Genomic DNA, 16,672 nt, shown 5'->3' with positions numbered 1-16,672 from the left:
ATCGCAGGGGGCGGCGCCACGCAATGCGCCTTCACGCTCCAGTGAGACGAAGCTTCGCATGCTTTTTGCCGCCGGGCCGCTTATATTCCGCGCATGCCAACCCTGATCGCCGGCGTCGTCGCCGTTGTCGTCCTCTATTCCGCGCTGCAGATGTTTCGTGCGGCCAATCCTGCCGTGCTCGCGCGTGCGATCAAGATCGGGGGCGGGGTGCTTGCGCTTGCCGTTGCGGCCTTTACCGGGGTGCGGGGCGAACTGGCGGTGGCAATCCCGCTCGGCATCTTCGGCGCCGGACTGCTCGGCTGGTCGCCGTTCGGGAGCGCCGGTCTTCCCAATTTCGGCGGCATGTTCGGCGGCTCGCGCAATCAGGGACAAAGCTCGCGGGTGCGCTCGCAATACCTCGACATGAGCCTCGATCACGACAGCGGCGTGCTCAAGGGCCAGATCGTGGCGGGACCGCAGGCCGGCCGCATGCTCGACGAGTTCGACCTGTCGCAGCTGCTGGCGATGGTGCCGAGCTTCGACGCCGAAAGCGTAGCGCTACTTGAAAGCTATCTGGACCGCCGCTTTCCCGCCTGGCGTCAGGACGCGCAGGGCGATCGGACAGGGGGGCAGGGCCGCGCGGCGGCGAGTGGCAAAATGACGAACGAGGAGGCCTATCAGATCCTTGGCCTGCAGCCGGGAGCGTCGCGTGACGACATTGGCCGGGCTCACCGCACCCTGATGAAGAAACTGCATCCCGACCAGGGGGGCTCGACGTATCTCGCTGCCCGTGTGAACGAGGCCAAGGATACTCTGCTTCGCACGCATCTCTAACTCCGGCTACGCTACTGACGCCACAGCCGAGAGCTGCCTTCCGTTTCTGATTGATGCCCCGCGTGGCCCGCCGCTGTCCGGCGTGGCCGATCGTTCTTTCGGGAAAACTTAACCGTAAAATCTTGACGAGAAGTTTCATGGTTGCGCCGCGCGCGGAAAGGTCGGTCGGCGGCCTGCCAAGCAAAAGGGCCGGCGCTTGCGGCGCCGGCCCTTTGCAATGAAGAGATCGCGTCGATCAGTTGCGAACGGTGATGCAGGAGATCTCGGCGCGCTTCAGCGTCTTGCATGCAGCTTCCGCCTGATCGCGCTCGAGGCCGGCAAATCGGGCGCGGTAGAGCTTGCGATTGTCCTTGGCCACCACCTCGGTGAACGGGTCAGCCTTGCTGAGCAGGCCGCGGGCCGAGCTGCGCGCAAGGTCGATACGCTTGTTGGCCTCGCCTTCAGACTCGAGCGCGCCAACTTGGATGATCCAGCCGGAATGCGGGGCACCTGGCTTGACGACGCTGGTTTGCGGGGAGGCCTGCAGGCTGCGGGTCGGTTCGATCGAGGCCACGGCCTGCGGTGCCGGAGCGGCGGCCGGTGCATGGACGGCCGAGGCCGGCAGCACGCCGAGGATGCCGTTGCCGGTGCCGAAATTGGCCGGCTGCGCCGGCATCTCGGGCCGCGAGGTCTCGGCAGCCCGTGCCATCATCGCATTGGAGGTCTCGGGAACTTCGCCGCGCGACGGGATGGTGCTGGTGATCGGGGGCGCGGACTGTGCCGGGCCTGCGGCGGCAAGCCTGACCTGGCCGGCCTTCACCTGGACGGTCTTCACCTTGACCGGTTTCATCGGTTCGGCCGAGCCCGGGATCGCGGTGATCGGCTGGGTCTGGATCACGCCTGAGGTCAACGGGGCCGGCTCGGGCTTGGCCTGCGGCTCAGGCTTCGCCGGGGGCGGTGGCAGAGCGGCGGCGACTGCCGCCATCAGCGAAGGCTTGCTCGCCGGGCGCGGCGACTGCACCGCGACGGCTGCCGCAGCGGGCTCGGAGGCCGCGACCGGCGCGGTGTCCGCGCTGCGGCCGTTGTCGGCATCGGCAACCTCGACATTGGCGTCGGCCGGGTTGCGCTCGGTAATCGCGGCGGCAGTGCGGGTGGTCGCGCCCTTGCCGATGTTTTCGGCCAGCAGGTTGCGCATGATGGCATCGCGCGAGCCGCCGCTGCGGCCGCCGAGCACCACGCCGACCAGGAAGCGGTTGCCGCGGTGGATCGAGGTGACGAGGTTGAAGCCGGAGGCGCGGGTGTAGCCGGTCTTGATGCCGTCGACGCCCTCGACGCTGCCGAGCAGGCGATTGTGGCCGGTGATGGTGTGGCCGCGGAAATTGAACGCCGTGGTCGAGAAGTAGCGATAGTAACGCGGGAAGCGATCCTGGATGGCGCGGCCGAGCGTCGCCTGATCGCGCGCGGTGGTGATCTGCTCGTCGTTGGGCAGGCCGGAGGCGTTGCGGTAGGTGGTCCGGCTCATGCCGAGCGCGCGGGCCTTGCGGGTCATCATCCGGGCGAAGTCGTCTTCGCTGCCGCCGATCGCCTCGGCGATCACGACCGCGGCGTCATTGGCGGAGCGGGTGACGAGGCCCTTGATGGCGTCTTCGACCCTGATGGTCTGGCCGGGCCGCAGGCCGAGCTTGGTCGGGTCCTGCTCGGAGGCGTGCTCGGAGACCGGCATCTCGGTGTCGAGCTTCATCTTTCCGGAATCGAGGCGCTCGAACAGCAGATAGAGCGTCATGATCTTGGTGAGCGAGGCGGGGTGCCGCAGGCCGTCGGGACTGTTCGACGTCAGCACCGAGCCGCTGTTGCCGTCGACGACGATCGACGCGAATTGCGGGCTGTAGCTTTCGCGCGCGGACTCGCTGTGGTGGTGACGTGCGGTGTGACGCCGGTGACGGCGCGCCTCCGCGCTATCACTGGTGATCAGGATCGCCGTCGTGACGGTAACGAGCCCAAGAACGCCAACTCGCAGCGCCCGCGAGGAGGCCAAGGTTGTTCGAAGCATCTACTTCCCCGTCCCAATTTCTATCTAGATCACCGGCTCGTGAGGCGAAATTGTGCCCGGCGGCCGTCGATCCTTGCCTGCGCAACAGACCACTTCGGGCAGAACCATCGGCCCTCATGGCGGCTCAGGTCGCTCTTCTAGCTAAGGTGTTGTTCACAAACAGCTTTCAAGGCTGTCCGTCGGAAGGCGAACAAAGTCCGGGAATCAGGTTAGGCGGCCCGAGTTTCCAAAAGATTAAGCAACCGTTGCGTAGCTCCCCAAGGTTTATGGCAAATGCTCAGGATTCGGGCAAATGTCATTGTGCGACGCACAATATTTGTTGACTTTATTGTGCGATGCGATATTCCAATCGTTGTCTGGGGGCCGGGAGCTTCCCGGCAATGGGAATTTGCGCCTTCAAGTCTGGGAAAAGGAATTCCATCCATGGTCAAGATCGAAGACATTCAGAACTACGGCAAAGAGCATTTCGAGTCCGTCACTGCGTCTGCGAACAACCTGCAGAGCGGCGTTCAGGCGATCGCCACCGCCTATGGCGACTACGCCAAGAAGTCGTTTGAGGACACCAAGTCGTTCGTCGAGAAGCTGTCGGGCGTGAAGTCGTTGGACAAGGCGCTCGAGGCCCAGACCGAGTTCTTGCGCTCGTCCTACGAGACCTTCGTCGCGGAATCGCAGAAGATCGCCGGCCTCTACAGCGACTGCGCCAAGCAGACCTTCAAGCCCTATGAGGGCCTGGTCTCCAAGTTCGCGCCCGCCGCTCAGTAAGCGTCGCCGATCCAAGATAAACCAAAAGCCCGGCCGTTTTGGCCGGGCTTTTTTGTTGCGCGTGAAGCGGGCGGTTATTTCGCCAGCCGCAGCTTGCTGAGAGCGGTTCCGATCGTGTTGAACGTGGTCACGATCTGGGTTGAACTGGTCAGCATGAAGAACTTGTCGGGGCTGCTGGCGCAGTTCTTCAACACGGTCGAGGTCGGATCGCCGCTCGTGTTCACCTGGATCGCGTAGATCGTGTACATCGGCGCGCCGTTGGCATCCTTTGCGGCTTGCAGATTTTGGCACTGCAGGGCCTGCCTGGCGTCAATCGGATTGCCTGAGGCTTGTGAACTGCCGTCGCCGTAATCGGGCCAGCGGTCCTCGGTGTTCAGACCGTCGGAAAGTATGATGATGACCCGGTTGTAGGTGGTGTTGGCGTCCTCGGCAGGCGCGTTTAGCGGACCGCCCACCAGAAGGGACTGCCACGCCCAGGCGAGGCCGACCGACTGGTCGGTGCCGCCCGTCGGTTGCATTGCGTTGACCGCCGTCTTGAGCGCGCTCCAATTGTAGCTCAGGGGGATGATCGGCCCGAGCGTCGTCGAGGCGCTGCTGCTGCAATAGGCCGTGCTGTTTTCATAGTACTCGTTGGCCGGGAACATCGTGGTGACGTCGGATGTGTTCGGCAGTACGCCGGTCGCATCGTTTGGCTGCGTGCGGTCAGTGATGCAGCCTGTCCATGTGCTGATGGGATTGGTGGAGGGCTGCTGCCAGTTGTTCACCACGGTCGGCGTCTGGTTGGTCGCAGTCCATTGGTTGTTGGTCCAGCCGACGACGGCGGTGACCCGGGGCTGGTTCTTGTTGTCGACCGTGTCGTTGGGGCCCGGCTGTGTCCAGTCATGGGTATACAGCGTGCCGGTGCACTGATAGACGCCGTTCTTGGTGCCGCAGCTGCAGCCGCTGACGGGGTTGCCCGTCGAGTCCGTGGGACAGGAGCACGAGTTCGAGCCGGAGCAGAATACGCCCGTGCCGACTTGCGTGCTGACCCAGCAGCCATTGTATTTCGTGTGCGAATTGTAATCGACGCTCGGGCAGATGTAGCCCGAATAGGTCCCGCTCGACGGGATGTAGGTCGTGCTGGATGAATTGGTCGGCCCCTTCGTGCAGGTGAAGCCGCCGTTCCCGTTGGTCCAGGGGCATCGTGCACCCGGTCCCACCGCATGCCAGTTCATGGGAAGGGTTGCCTGGGTGCTGCCGTTGTTGGGCTGCGTGGTCGGAGGATTGAGCCAGTCGGTCCAGTCGATGTAGTTCTGGGTATAGTTGCTGGAGCCGACATTGACGACCTTGGCGAACGGGATGACGGAGATGTAGACGTCGCCGTTGTTCTTGCTCAGCGCGCTGAGCTGGTCGATCAGGCCGCCGGATCCTGCCACCGCGTTGCGCAGCGCGGTAATCTTGCCGTTGTCCGCCATCGACCCCGTGTTATCGAGGGCGAGGGCGACGCGCATCTTGACGTTGCCCCAGGTGGTGGTGGTCGAGGTACCGAAGTTCATTTTCTGGAAATTGCCGCCGGACAGATCAGCAAATTTCATGAAATAGGTGTTGATGTAGCCGGACCCGCTCAGGAGAATGGTCGCCGCCGTGTTCGCGGTCGGGGTCGTATAGGTGGCCGAGATGGCAATGCCTTGGCCGTCCTTGTTGGTGAAGAGACTGTTGAAATAGGTCTGCGCCTTGCTCGGGATCTGCGCGGCCGTGATGGTGCCCATGGTCAGATCCTTGGACAGCATCAGCGCGGTGGAATCGAGGGCCGCCTGCATCGCGGTGCGGGCGTTGTTGGCGCGGGTATAGTCGATTGCAGCGCCCACGAAGGCGAGGATCGGCAGGATGGCGAGGGTGAAGATCACCGCGACATTGCCGTCGGTTGCCCTGGAAAACCGGCGGACGGCCGCGCGGATGCGATTGGAAACGGCTGAGCCAAGCATGGCGCCCTCGTCAAAATGGATTGCGCGGCCATCTCGACCAGCGTGGCTAAACAGATGGTGAATCGGCCTAGGGAAACCTGATGGAGCGGCCCCCGCAGATGGTCAAAAGCAGGGCAAAAGCACGCGCCATCCTGAATGCCGTCTAAACCGGATGCCCTGCTCCTTTGTCAAATCGGGCAGAAAAGATTAACCTTGCGGGGTTGCCGCGCCGGGAGACGAACCGGTGGGCTGCGGCGGGTCTGCGCTTGCGGCGGGGCGTCGTGAGGCCCATATTCGGGAGGTCAATCCGGCCGCCGGATCGGACCGGGAGCGGCAATCGGAAAGTACTTGCTGGGGTTCCGCGATCAGTCTTGCGGCAATCGCGTCCACCTTCCAATTGCCAACCGGTTTCCCGCCGGTCTCCTTGGGGAATTCGAACGCCTGAGCCATGCTGCGATACACGTTGACAGTCCCGATCTCCGAGCCGGTTTCGGCCAAGCCCGCGGTGTCCGCCGCGCCGGCGCCGAAAATGAGCAATGACGATAACCGCAATGGAGCGGGCGGCGGCCCGTCGACCTCGGTCATCACCAAGGTCAAGCCGAAGACCAAACGCCCGAACCTGTATCGCGTCCTGATCCTGAACGACGACTACACGCCGATGGAGTTCGTGGTTCACGTGCTGGAGCGATTCTTCAACAAGGACGCCGAGGCGGCGACCAAGATCATGCTGCACGTCCACCATCACGGGATCGGTGAGTGCGGCGTGTTTACCTATGAGATCGCCGAGACCAAGGTGACGCAAGTCATGGACTTCGCGCGGAAGCATCAGCATCCGCTGCAATGTGTGATGGAAAAGAAATAGTTCGCGGCAACGATTGACCTGCCGCGGGAAGCGGAACGGGTCTTGCATCGCGTTTTTGACGGCAGCGGACGGTGTTCCCGTATGATCACGGGGCGCGGCCGGACCACGTCCCGGCGCCTGAATTTTAGAAGAAAACCATCACCTCGGGACCGGTCTTTCGCCACGATCCGTCGTAACTATATCAATGGCGATCACGAAGGTTGTTATTGCCTGACCCGGTAATGGCGATCATGATGGCCGGGGGCCATAGAGGACGCGAATGCCTACTTTTTCCCAAAGCCTAGAACAATCCTTGCATCGTGCATTGGCGATCGCGAACGAGCGTCACCATCAATACGCGACGCTCGAACACCTTCTGCTGTCGCTGATCGATGACTCGGATGCGGCGGCGGTAATGCGGGCCTGCAGCGTCGATCTCGACAAGCTGAGGACCAGCCTCGTCAATTATCTCGAGACCGAATTCGAAAACCTGGTGACTGACGGCGCCGACGACGCGAAGCCGACCGCCGGGTTCCAGCGCGTGATCCAGCGCGCGGTGATTCACGTCCAGTCGTCCGGTCGCGAGGAGGTGACCGGCGCGAACGTGCTGATCGCGATCTTCGCCGAGCGCGAGAGCCACGCCGCGTATTTCCTGCAGGAGCAGGACATGACGCGCTACGACGCCGTCAACTATATCAGTCACGGCATCGCCAAGCGGCCCGGCGTTTCCGAGGCGCGTCCGGTGCGCGGCGTCGACGAGGAGACCGAGACCAAGGGCAACGAGGACGCCAAGAAGAAGGGTGAGGCGCTCGAGACCTATTGCGTCAACCTGAACAAGAAGGCGCGCGACGGCAAGATCGATCCGGTGATCGGCCGCAATGCCGAGATCAACCGTGCGATCCAGGTGCTGTGCCGCCGCCAGAAGAACAATCCGCTGTTCGTCGGCGAAGCCGGCGTCGGCAAGACCGCGATCGCCGAAGGCCTCGCCAAGCGCATCGTCGACAGCGACGTGCCTGAGGTGCTGGCGGCCGCGACCGTGTTCTCGCTCGACATGGGCACGCTGCTGGCGGGCACCCGCTACCGCGGTGATTTCGAGGAGCGGCTCAAGCAGGTCCTGAAGGAGCTGGAGGCGCATCCGAACGCCATCCTGTTCATCGACGAGATCCATACCGTGATCGGCGCCGGCGCCACCTCGGGCGGCGCGATGGATGCGTCCAACCTGCTGAAGCCTGCGCTGGCTTCGGGCACGATCCGCTGCATGGGCTCGACGACCTACAAGGAATATCGTCAGCACTTCGAGAAGGACCGCGCGCTGGTGCGGCGCTTCCAGAAGATCGACGTCAACGAGCCGACGGTGGAAGACGCGATCGCGATCCTCAAGGGCCTCAAGCCCTATTTCGAGGATTACCATCGGCTGAAATACACCAATGAGGCGATCGAGGCGGCGGTGCAGCTGTCCTCGCGCTACATCCACGACCGCAAGTTGCCCGACAAGGCGATCGACGTGATCGACGAGTCCGGCGCGGCGCAGATGCTGGTCGCCGAGAGCAAGCGCAAGAAGACGATCGGCATCAAGGAGATCGAGACAACGATCGCCACCATGGCGCGGATCCCGCCGAAGAGCGTGTCGAAGGACGATGCAGAGGTGCTGAAGCATCTCGAGCAGACCCTGAAGCGCACGGTGTTCGGTCAGGATAAGGCGATCGAGTCGCTGGCGGCATCGATCAAGCTGGCGCGAGCCGGCTTGCGCGAGCCGGAGAAGCCGATCGGCAGCTACCTGTTCTCGGGGCCGACCGGCGTCGGCAAGACCGAAGTGGCCAAGCAGCTCGCGGCGTCGCTGGGCGTCGAGCTGCTGCGCTTCGACATGTCCGAATACATGGAGCGGCACACCGTGTCGCGGCTGATCGGCGCACCTCCCGGCTATGTCGGCTTCGACCAGGGCGGCCTGCTCACCGATGGCGTGGACCAGCATCCACATTGCGTGGTGCTGCTCGACGAGATCGAGAAGGCGCATCCGGATCTCTACAACGTGCTGCTGCAGATCATGGACCATGGCCGGCTCACCGACCATAACGGCAAGCAGGTCAACTTCCGCAACGTGATCCTGATCATGACCACCAATGCGGGCGCGGCTGACCTCGCGCGGCAGGCCTTCGGCTTCACCCGCTCGAAGCGAGAAGGCGACGATCACGAGGCGATCAACCGGCAGTTCGCGCCGGAGTTCCGCAACCGGCTGGATGCGATCGTCTCCTTCGCACACCTCAATGCCGAGGTGATCGGCATGGTGGTCGAGAAGTTCGTGCTGCAGCTCGAGGCCCAACTCGCCGACCGCGACGTCACGATCGAGTTGTCGGAGCCCGCCAAGGCCTGGCTGATCGAGCACGGCTATGACGAGCAGATGGGCGCGCGTCCGATGGCGCGGATCATCCAGGAGCACATCAAGAAGCCGCTCGCGGATGAAGTTCTGTTCGGCCACCTCAAGGGCGGCGGACACGTTCGCGTCGTCCTCGTCAAGGACGAGGCGGCCGCCAAGGACAAGATCGGCTTCGAATATGTCGAGGGCCCGGTCACGCCGAAACCCGAGAGCCTGCCGCCGCGCAAGCGCAAGCCGCCGAAGGGTGGCCCCAACAATGGCGGCGGAGGCGGCACCAAGGGGCCGGCCTCGAAGGGGCCGATGGTCAAGGCCTGAGGCGCGAGCGAACAACCAAATGAAAAGGCCGGCTGAACAGCCGGCCTTTTTGTTTGTGCCGCTGGAGTCGCAAGTCGCGTGCGCGCCGCCTCACTCGCCCTTCAGCCGCTGGCCCTCATGGACCCGCACCTGGTCGGCGCCGCGGCTGCCGGCCGAGGACAGCCGCAGCGTGCTGAGCACGGCAGCCACCATGGCAAAGCCGACGCCGACCATCAGCGAGATCCTCGTGCCGTCGGCAGGATAGCGCGCCAGCAGCATCGCGACCAGCGCGGCGCCGATGGTCTGTCCGAGCAGGCGCGCGGTGCCCAGCATGCCGCTGGCGCCGCCGGAACGTTCGCGCGGGGCGGCGGCGATCATGGTGCGGTTGTTCGGGGTCTGGAACAGGCCGAAGCCGGCGCCGGCGAGCGCCATCCGCCAGATCACGTCGATCGGCGTCGCATTGGCAGGCATGAACGCCAGCGTGCCCAGCCCCAATGCGAACAGCAGCAGGCCGATGCCGCCGAGCAGGCCGGCCGGGTAGCGCTCGACCAGCCAGCCCGCGATCGGCGCGGCGAAGGCGACCGCGATCGGCCACGGCGTGATCAACAGGCCGATCTGCACCGCCGAATATCCGAAATGGTTCTCGAGATAGAACGGCATCGCGACGAAGGCCAGCATCTGGCCGCAGAACGAGGCGATCGAGGTGCCGATCGACAGCGCGAAGATCGGAATCCGTAACAGGTCGACCGGCAGCAGCGGCGAGGGCAGATGCTGCTGCCGCCGGTACAAGAGATGCGAGGCGACTGCGGCAATCGCGAACTCCAAGGCGCAGAGATAGAGCGCTTCGCCGTGGCCGGCGCTGTCGATCGCGCTGATGCCGAACCCGAACGCGATGGCGCTCATCGCTGCGCTCTGCCAGTCGAAGGCGTGAACCGCGGGCCTGGTGTGCGGCAGGAAGCGCCAGCCCAGCGCCAGCGTGACGATGCCGAGCGGGACGTTGATGGCGAACAGATATGGCCAGGTCCCGACCGCCAGGATGAACGAGGCGATCGTGGGGCCAACCGCGGCCGAGATCGCGACCACCAGCGCGTTGATGCCGATGCCGCGGCCAAGCTGCGAATGCGGATAGATGAAGCGGACCAGCGCCGTATTGACGCTGAGGATTCCGGCGGCGCCGAACCCCTGCAGGATGCGGGCGACCGTCAGCAGCGGCAGCGTGTGCGACAGCGCGCAGAACAGCGAGGCCAGCGTGAAAAGCAACAGCCCCGCCAGATAGACGCGGCGATAGCCGATGATCTCGCCGAGCGAGGCGAGCGGCAAGAGCGAGATCGTGATCGCCAGCTGATAGCCGTTGACGATCCAGATCGAAAACGCGGGGCTGGCGTTGAGATCCCGCGCGATGGTCGGCAGCGCGACGTTCGCGATCGAGCCATCGACGACGGCCATCACGAGGCCGAGCGCGATGGTGAGAATGGCCCAATTGCGCTGCGGCTGCGGCAGCCCGTCGGGATGCTCTGATATCGCGGACGACATGTCGTGAAATAGCCTTCGGTTCCAGCAATGGCGGGCTTACCCGGATGCTGGATTAACCTGGCCTTTGCAACCCCCGAAATGACAGATGTCGCCCGCGATCCAAACGCCGCCGGGAAGCTGCGAGAGGACGCTCAGCCCTGGCCGAGCAGTTCCTTGATCCGCCGCTGCAGCTGCCGCTTCTTCATCTCGCTGCGGCGGACCCGCTCGTCGAGATCGCTGACCGGGGTGTCCGAGGTCATGATCCGGAACGCGAGGCCGACCTTGTTGGCCTGGCGCCAGATCATGCGCGCCAGGAACGTGCGTCCCTTGCGCGCGACGCTGAGATTGATCTCTTCGGGCAAGCGTGCGGCGTCGCCGAATTCGACGCAGGCACCGCCCTCGCTGATGTTGCGGACCACGCAATCCATCGTCGAGCCGCGCGCATTGATCTCCGCAACCGCACCGTAAAACACCTTGTCACGTGGGCTCTGGCGCCGGTCCTGCATGGGAAATCCTCCTAAATCAACGGCACGACTGTACCGGTCCGGACCCGCGAAAAGAAGGGTACCAACGGAACCCGTTGCAGTTAGTGTAAATTGTTTGCATCTGTGAAGGTCCGGATTCCCGGCTATTTTGCGCCGCAAACCACCCGAGAAGTCAGTTCGGAACCCGGCTTTGCCGCCAATCGCGCGGCGACAGGCCGTAATGCTCGCGGAACACGCGGCCGAAATGCGAGAGATCGTTAAAGCCCCAGGCGAACGCAATCTCGCCGATGTGGCGATGCGCGTGGGCCGGCGAGGCGAGATCGCGCTTGCAGCGCTCCAGCCGCTCTGCGAGCACGAAGCGCTGGAACGAAGTGTCCTCGTCGGCCAAAAGGCTGTTGACGTAGCGCGGCGAGATGCCGAGCGCCGCGGCGGTATCGGTGAGGTTGAGCTCGGGGTTCGGCAGATGCGCGAGCACATGCGCTTTCAGCCGGTAGAGCAGAGCGGAGCGATGCGTCGAGGCCGGTAGCGCAGCGCCACCGAGCCGCTCGCTGATCGCCATCGCCAGCAGGTCGGCGGCCTGATCGGCGAGGCGGATCGCATTGTCGGGATCGAGCCTGTCGGCGATCTCGGAGAGTCCTGAGATGAACTGCCAGGCGAGCCGCTGCACCGGGCGATCCGATGTGAACGTTGTCGCGGTCAGGCCCTGGGTGCCGGCAAAGCGCCGGTGCAGCATCGCGCGCGGCACTTGGAAGATGGTTTGCGTGAAATCGTCGTTGAAACGCAGCTCATACGGGCGCGTGGTGTCATAGAACGCAAACTCGCCCGGCCGGATGACGGTCTCGCGGCCGTCCTGCACCACGCCGCCCGTGCCGCTTTGGCCGAGCGCGAACAGCACGAAATCCTCGCTGGTGCGCGCGATCCGCGACGGGGTGCGCAGCACGCGCTGCCGGCCCGACGAGACGACGGAGCATTTCACCGCGCCGAGCTGCGCGCTGGTGATGGCGCCGTGGAAGGCGGTGCCGAGATCGGACTTGCAGTCGAGTTGCACGAACACGTCGCAGACGATGTCGCGCCAGAGCGCGAGGCGCCGATGCGTGGGCGCGGCTTCCGTGGTGAACAGGGCCGGCATGATTTCCTCCCTTCACGAGTGCAAACGCTGGCCACGCAAACAAAGCAAGCTTCGTACCGGGGACGGCTGGGGGAATCTCCTCCGCAGTCGAATTTTCCTTCCGTTCTGGTCGAACGGCGTTCCCGGTCCCGGGGCAGCATGATGTCAGAGGCCGCCAGGACTTATCAATAGGCCCGATCAAGCACGAACCGGCCCGAGCGGCTGCCTGCGAGGAGGACATCATGGGCATCGAACATCCGAAATATCGCGTTGCGGTGGTGCAGGCGGCGCCTGCGTGGCTCGACCTCGACGCCTCCATCGCCAAGAGCATTGCGTTGATCGAGGAGGCCGCCGCCAAGGGTGCCAAACTGATCGCGTTCCCCGAGGCGTTCATCCCCGGCTATCCCTGGTACATCTGGCTGGACTCGCCGGCCTGGGCGATCGGACGCGGCTTCGTGCAGCGCTATTTCGACAACTCGCTGAGCTACGACAGCCCGCAGGCGGAGAAGCTGCGGCTCGCCGTGAAGAAGGCCGGCATGACCGCAGTGCTCGGCCTGTCCGAGCGCGACGGCGGCAGCCTCTATCTCGCGCAATGGCTGATCGGCCCTGACGGCGAGACGATTGCAAAACGGCGCAAGCTGCGGCCGACCCATGCCGAGCGTACCGTCTATGGCGAGGGCGACGGCAGCGACCTTGCGGTGCACGACCGCCCCGGCATCGGCCGGCTTGGCGCGCTGTGCTGCTGGGAGCATCTGCAGCCGCTGTCGAAATACGCGATGTACGCCCAGAACGAGCAGGTCCACGTCGCGGCCTGGCCGAGCTTCTCGCTGTACGATCCGTTTGCGCCGGCGCTCGGCTGGGAGGTCAACAACGCGGCCTCGCGGGTCTATGCCGTCGAGGGCTCCTGCTTCGTGCTGGCGCCGTGCGCGACGGTCTCGCAGGCGATGATCGACGAGATGTGCGATCGCGACGACAAGCACGCGCTGCTGCACGTCGGCGGCGGCCACGCCGCGATCTATGGGCCGGACGGCAGCATGATCGCCGAGAAGCTGCCGCCCGACCAGGAGGGCCTGCTGCTCGCCGATATCGATCTCGGCGCGATCGGGGTCGCCAAGAACGCCGCCGACCCGGCCGGGCACTACTCGCGGCCCGACGTCACGCGGCTGCTGCTGAACAAGAAGCCCTCGAAGCGGGTCGAGCATTTCGCGCTGCCGCTCGACATCGAAGAGATCGACGCGGCCGCGAGCTGACGCATCAGGGCAACATCCAACCGGAGGCGACTGCCATGGAATCCGCTATTCCATCTCATCTGCAGACTGCCCGCTCGCGTCATCGTCGCGTCCCGGACGATTACGCGCCGCCGTATCCGTCCTTCGTCGCGCGCCACAAGCCCGCGGTCGCACGCGTCATCATGGCCTATTTCGGCGTGCAATATCGTGGCGAGCCGACCGCCGCGGTGACTGAGGCGCTGGCGTCGATCGCAAAGCGCTTTGCCGGCGACAACGGCCCGACGCATTGGGACCGCGCGCAATATGTCGACCAGGCCGGCTACACCAACGTGGTCTCGGTCGCCTATTGGGACGATGCCGGGAGGTTCGACGCCTGGTTCGAAGGTGCGCGCGAGGCCTGGACCGGCAGCGGTGCCGGCGATGGCGTCGGCCGCTTCATCGAGGTGCTGCGGCCGCATGTTGCGCGCTACGAGACGCTGTTCTCGTCGCTCGGCCGCCCCGAGGGCGTCGCGGTCCTTGCCGACGGCATGAGCGGCGAGGTGCAGGAGCATGCTTACTGGGGTGGCATGCGCGACCGCATCCCGCTGTCGCAGACCGACGCGATGACGCCCGGCGGCGAACCACGCGCGATCCGCGACGGTGCGCGCATCCGCGTGGTCGCGCATGACAATCTCTGCCTGATCCGCTCCGGCCAGGACTGGAGCGACACCGAGGCGTCGGAGCGCAAGATGTATCTCGACGATGTCGAGCCGGTGCTGCGCGAGGGCATGGACTTTCTGCGCGACGACGGCGTGCCGATCGGCTGCTACGCCAACCGCTACATGCGCGTGGTCGATGCGGAGGGACGGTCGACCGAGAAGTCCTACGGCCAGAGCTGGTGGAAGAGCCTCGCTGCGCTGGAGCGCTGGGCGGAGTCGCATCCGACCCATGTCCGGATCTTCGGCGCGGCGATGAAGTATCTGTCGACCTTGGGGCCAGCGGCGAAGCTCAGGCTGTATCACGAGGTCACGGTCGCAGCTGCCGACGAGCAGTTCTTCGAATATCTCGGCTGCCACGAGCGGACCGGCATGCTGGGCGCGGTGCAACTCGCGGGGGCGCCATCCGCCTGACGCGGGCAGCTTGGTCCGAGCAGGGGCGCTGCCAAAATATCGAAAACAACCCCATGCAAAGTAGCCGGCGGCTGCCGGCGGCTGCCGGCGGACACGGCGGCTTGACTCGTCGGGCAACTCAGGGGTAGAGTTCTATTAATCCGAAATTATGCGTGCGGCTCGACGACGGCGTGGACGAGGATGTAGCTTCACTTCCTCTGTATTTCTATGGCCGCAGCCGGCCGCCGCGTTCCGTGATCGCTTGCGCCAGTTCGACGGCCGGGCCGCGTTTGGTCCGGCGCGCGGTGCGGACCACGAATTCGACGTTGCCCAGCGGAGGCAGGCCCGCTCCGGGCAAAGCCTCCAGTCCGTCCGGGATCAGGCCCTGCGCCTGCGGGGTGATGCCGAGACCGGCCAGCGCCGCAGCGCGCAGGCCGCTGAGGCTGCCGCTGGAGCAGACGATGCGCCAGGGTCGTCCGAACCGCTCCATCGCCTCCAGCACCACGCTGCGGCTGACGCTCGGCGGCGCGTAGAGGATCAGCGGCAAGGGCTGCTCGGGATCGAACCGCATGCCGGGCGCGCCGGTCCATACCAGCCTATCCTGCCACACCAGCTGCCCCAGCGCGTCGCCGGGCCGGCGCTTGCCGAGCACGAGGTCGAGCTCGCCGGCGTCGAGCTGCTGGTACAGCACGGCACTGAGGCCGACCGTGAGCTCGAGATCGACCTGCGGGTGGCGGCGGACGAAGTCGCGCAGCAGATCGGGCAGCCGGGAGCTGGCAAAATCCTCCGCGGCGCCGAACCGGACTTTGCCGCGCACCTGCGACCCCGCGAAGTAATCGCGGGCGCGCGCATTGGCCTCGAGGATCGGCCGCGCAAAGCCCGTCATCGCCTCGCCGTCGGCGGTCAGTACCACCGAATGGGTGTCGCGCACGAACAGGCGGCGCCCGGCGGCGGCCTCGAGTTTGCGGATGTGCTGGCTGACCGTCGACTGCTTCAGGCCGAGCCGGCGGCCGGCCTCGGTGAAGTTCTGGGTCTGCACCACGGTCAGGAAGGTTTCGAGCTGGGTCGGGTCGAGCATGGCGGCCAAACAGTCATTACATAGCGTAATGACAATAACATCGGTAAGCGCGGTTCACAATCGGCGCGGGGAGAGCCATTTTCCGCTCAAGGAAAGGAAGCCGCCATGACCATCAGCCGCTTGCGTTCGCTCGTGCCCGTCGACCCCTACATCGCCGCCATCGTCGGCATGGTTGGTCTCGCCACGCTGCTGCCGCTGCACGGGCAGGGCACGGTGATCGGCGGCTATGCCACCGAGGTGGCGATCGCGCTGCTTTTCTTCCTGCACGGCGCCCGGCTGTCGACGACGGAGGCACTGGTCGGCGCCCGGCACTGGCGGCTGCACCTCGTGATCTTCCTCTCGACCTTCGCCCTGTTCCCGCTGCTCGGGCTCGCCGCGCATGCGTTGGCGCCGCATCTGCTGACCCCGGCGCTGTGGGCGGGCGTGATCCTAATCTGCATCCTGCCGTCGACGGTGCAGTCCTCGGTCGCCTTCACCTCGATCGCGCACGGCAATGTGTCGGCGGCGCTGTGTTCGGCGACCGCCTCCAATCTGCTCGGCATCGTCGCGACGCCGCTGCTGGCGGGCGTGCTGCTCTCCAGCCATGGCGGGTTCTCGGGCAATGCTGCGCTCGACATCGTCGTGCAACTGCTGCTGCCGTTCGTGGCCGGGCAATTGTCGCGGCCGCTGATCGGCGGCTTTGTCGCCAGGCACCATGCGATGCTCGGCGTCGTCGACCGCGGCTCGATCCTGTTGATCGTCTATACCGCGTTCAGCGACGGCGTCAGCCACGGCATCTGGCACCAGGTCAACGCAACGCAGATGGCGATCGTGATCGGCCTCGATGCGCTGCTGCTGGCAACCGTGCTGCTGGTCACCAATTTCGGCAGTAAGCTGCTCGGCTTCTCGCGCGCCGATCGCATCGCCATCATGTTCTGCGGCTCGAAGAAGAGCCTTGCCAGCGGATTGCCGATGGCGAGCGTGCTTCTCGCCGGACAGTCAGTCGGCCTGATCGTGCTGCCGCTCATGCTGTTTCACCAGATCCAGCTGATGACCTGCGCCGCGCTGGCGCGCCACTATGCGGGCAGCGAGGACACGGCGTCACATAGTGCCGCCCCGGCGCATGCGTAGGCAGTT

13 protein-coding genes are annotated in these 16,672 nt (G+C 65.1%); 7 read left to right on the top strand and 6 right to left on the bottom strand.

Going from position 1 to position 16,672, the window contains the following annotated elements; genetic code table 11:
• The first annotated feature begins 93 nt into the window (after positions 1-93).
• Positions 94-813: a DnaJ domain-containing protein gene (locus tag AKN83_RS21340; protein WP_050399776.1), complete on the top strand. Its 720-nt coding sequence runs from the start codon at positions 94-96 to the stop codon at positions 811-813.
• 235 nt (positions 814-1,048) lie between these two features.
• On the opposite strand, the gene AKN83_RS21335 is transcribed toward AKN83_RS21340, so the two are convergent.
• Positions 1,049-2,842, bottom strand: a complete 1,794-nt coding sequence (locus AKN83_RS21335) for a D-alanyl-D-alanine carboxypeptidase (RefSeq protein WP_050399775.1) — start codon at positions 2,840-2,842, stop codon at positions 1,049-1,051.
• A gap of 423 nt (positions 2,843-3,265) precedes the next feature.
• Between AKN83_RS21335 and AKN83_RS21330 the strand changes: the two genes are divergently transcribed.
• Positions 3,266-3,604 carry a phasin family protein gene (locus AKN83_RS21330; RefSeq protein WP_050399774.1) on the top strand — a complete coding sequence of 113 codons (339 nt, stop codon included), beginning with the start codon at positions 3,266-3,268 and terminating at the stop codon, positions 3,602-3,604.
• Positions 3,605-3,678: 74 nt separating this feature from the next.
• On the opposite strand, the gene AKN83_RS21325 is transcribed toward AKN83_RS21330, so the two are convergent.
• Positions 3,679-5,568, bottom strand: coding sequence for a TadE/TadG family type IV pilus assembly protein (locus AKN83_RS21325; RefSeq protein WP_050399773.1), 1,890 nt, complete (start codon positions 5,566-5,568; stop codon positions 3,679-3,681).
• A gap of 508 nt (positions 5,569-6,076) precedes the next feature.
• Here AKN83_RS21325 and clpS point away from each other — a divergent pair.
• Both clpS and clpA read left to right on the top strand, forming a co-directional pair.
• Positions 6,077-6,409, top strand: coding sequence for an ATP-dependent Clp protease adapter ClpS (gene clpS, locus AKN83_RS21320; protein WP_050399822.1), 333 nt, complete (start codon positions 6,077-6,079; stop codon positions 6,407-6,409).
• A 259-nt stretch (positions 6,410-6,668) separates the two neighbouring features.
• Positions 6,669-9,077 carry an ATP-dependent Clp protease ATP-binding subunit ClpA gene (clpA, locus tag AKN83_RS21315; RefSeq protein ID WP_050399772.1) on the top strand — a complete coding sequence of 803 codons (2,409 nt, stop codon included), beginning with the start codon at positions 6,669-6,671 and terminating at the stop codon, positions 9,075-9,077.
• Positions 9,078-9,167: 90 nt separating this feature from the next.
• Here the strand turns inward: clpA and AKN83_RS21310 are convergent, their stop codons facing one another.
• The 3 genes from AKN83_RS21310 to AKN83_RS21300 all read right to left on the bottom strand — a co-directional run bounded on the left by AKN83_RS21310 (position 9,168) and on the right by AKN83_RS21300 (position 12,182).
• Positions 9,168-10,589: an MFS transporter gene (locus AKN83_RS21310; RefSeq protein WP_063695450.1), complete on the bottom strand. Its 1,422-nt coding sequence runs from the start codon at positions 10,587-10,589 to the stop codon at positions 9,168-9,170.
• 131 nt (positions 10,590-10,720) lie between these two features.
• Positions 10,721-11,074 (bottom strand): PilZ domain-containing protein, encoded by a 354-nt coding sequence (locus AKN83_RS21305; protein ID WP_050404823.1) that lies wholly within the window; start codon positions 11,072-11,074, stop codon positions 10,721-10,723.
• Between the two features lie 151 nt (positions 11,075-11,225).
• Positions 11,226-12,182: an AraC-like ligand-binding domain-containing protein gene (locus AKN83_RS21300; protein WP_050404824.1), complete on the bottom strand. Its 957-nt coding sequence runs from the start codon at positions 12,180-12,182 to the stop codon at positions 11,226-11,228.
• A gap of 221 nt (positions 12,183-12,403) precedes the next feature.
• Between AKN83_RS21300 and AKN83_RS21295 the strand changes: the two genes are divergently transcribed.
• Both AKN83_RS21295 and AKN83_RS21290 read left to right on the top strand, forming a co-directional pair.
• Positions 12,404-13,411, top strand: coding sequence for a carbon-nitrogen hydrolase family protein (locus AKN83_RS21295; RefSeq protein WP_050404825.1), 1,008 nt, complete (start codon positions 12,404-12,406; stop codon positions 13,409-13,411).
• A gap of 35 nt (positions 13,412-13,446) precedes the next feature.
• Positions 13,447-14,499 carry a phenylacetaldoxime dehydratase family protein gene (locus AKN83_RS21290; RefSeq protein ID WP_050404826.1) on the top strand — a complete coding sequence of 351 codons (1,053 nt, stop codon included), beginning with the start codon at positions 13,447-13,449 and terminating at the stop codon, positions 14,497-14,499.
• Positions 14,500-14,704: 205 nt separating this feature from the next.
• Here AKN83_RS21290 and AKN83_RS21285 read toward each other — a convergent pair whose 3' ends face one another.
• Positions 14,705-15,556: a LysR family transcriptional regulator gene (locus tag AKN83_RS21285; protein WP_050404827.1), complete on the bottom strand. Its 852-nt coding sequence runs from the start codon at positions 15,554-15,556 to the stop codon at positions 14,705-14,707.
• 120 nt (positions 15,557-15,676) lie between these two features.
• On the opposite strand from AKN83_RS21285, the gene AKN83_RS21280 reads away from it, so the two are divergent.
• Positions 15,677-16,666: a bile acid:sodium symporter family protein gene (locus AKN83_RS21280; RefSeq protein WP_430641569.1), complete on the top strand. Its 990-nt coding sequence runs from the start codon at positions 15,677-15,679 to the stop codon at positions 16,664-16,666.
• Positions 16,667-16,672 lie beyond the last annotated feature (6 nt).

Source organism: Bradyrhizobium embrapense (assembly GCF_001189235.2).
In the GTDB taxonomy this organism is placed as follows: Bacteria; Pseudomonadota; Alphaproteobacteria; order Rhizobiales; family Xanthobacteraceae; genus Bradyrhizobium; species Bradyrhizobium embrapense.
The sequence above is the reverse complement of the archived record's forward strand: the minus strand, read 5'-3'. Positions and strand labels throughout refer to the sequence as shown.

Bases quoted from the DNA above. Each gene is read 5' to 3' on its own strand.
- clpS (WP_050399822.1), top strand. From the start codon at position 6,077: ATGAGCAATGACGATAACCGCAATGGAGCGGGCGGCGGCCCGTCGACC.
- AKN83_RS21310 (WP_063695450.1), bottom strand. From the start codon at position 10,589: ATGTCGTCCGCGATATCAGAGCATCCCGACGGGCTGCCGCAGCCGCAG.
- AKN83_RS21290 (WP_050404826.1), top strand. From the start codon at position 13,447: ATGGAATCCGCTATTCCATCTCATCTGCAGACTGCCCGCTCGCGTCAT.
- AKN83_RS21340 (WP_050399776.1), top strand. From the start codon at position 94: ATGCCAACCCTGATCGCCGGCGTCGTCGCCGTTGTCGTCCTCTATTCC.
- AKN83_RS21285 (WP_050404827.1), bottom strand. From the start codon at position 15,556: ATGCTCGACCCGACCCAGCTCGAAACCTTCCTGACCGTGGTGCAGACC.
- AKN83_RS21325 (WP_050399773.1), bottom strand. From the start codon at position 5,568: ATGCTTGGCTCAGCCGTTTCCAATCGCATCCGCGCGGCCGTCCGCCGG.
- AKN83_RS21295 (WP_050404825.1), top strand. From the start codon at position 12,404: ATGGGCATCGAACATCCGAAATATCGCGTTGCGGTGGTGCAGGCGGCG.
- clpA (WP_050399772.1), top strand. From the start codon at position 6,669: ATGCCTACTTTTTCCCAAAGCCTAGAACAATCCTTGCATCGTGCATTG.
- AKN83_RS21300 (WP_050404824.1), bottom strand. From the start codon at position 12,182: ATGCCGGCCCTGTTCACCACGGAAGCCGCGCCCACGCATCGGCGCCTC.
- AKN83_RS21305 (WP_050404823.1), bottom strand. From the start codon at position 11,074: ATGCAGGACCGGCGCCAGAGCCCACGTGACAAGGTGTTTTACGGTGCG.
- AKN83_RS21330 (WP_050399774.1), top strand. From the start codon at position 3,266: ATGGTCAAGATCGAAGACATTCAGAACTACGGCAAAGAGCATTTCGAG.
- AKN83_RS21335 (WP_050399775.1), bottom strand. From the start codon at position 2,842: ATGCTTCGAACAACCTTGGCCTCCTCGCGGGCGCTGCGAGTTGGCGTT.